The 397-nt window shown below is 44.3% G+C and carries 1 protein-coding gene; it reads right to left on the bottom strand.

From position 1 onward, the window contains the following. A partial coding sequence (locus tag ALO_RS17615; RefSeq protein ID WP_004098834.1) for an IS256 family transposase occupies positions 1–397 on the bottom strand: 397 nt, incomplete at both ends.

Here is a 397-nt window from a genome sequence, read left to right as displayed (position 1 = left end):
TTCCCAGCCAGAATTTAGCACTTTCATTTTCTCCCACCCACATGCCTAAAACATCCCGAATTCCATCCATTTGAACACCAATCGCGATGTAAACAGCCTTTTTAATAATTTGACCTTCGCTTCGGACATGAAAGTGGATGGCATCCATGAATACAACCGCATAGATGTTCTCTAAGGGCCGCACCTGCCATTCCTTTACAAGCGGAAGGATTTTATCGGTAACACGGCTAATCGTGCTGTCGGATACTTCAATTCCGTAAATATCGCGGATATGACCTTCGATATCACTTGTGGTCATGCCCTTTGCATACATGGATAAGATCTTTTCTTCGATATCGCCGCTTAGGGTTGTCTGGTTTTTCTTTACGATCCGTGGCTGAAATTCACCTTTGCGGTC

The organism is Acetonema longum DSM 6540, from assembly GCF_000219125.1.
GTDB classification, from domain to species: Bacteria; Bacillota; Negativicutes; order Sporomusales; family Acetonemataceae; genus Acetonema; species Acetonema longum.
The sequence above is the reverse complement of the archived record's forward strand: the minus strand, read 5'-3'. Positions and strand labels throughout refer to the sequence as shown.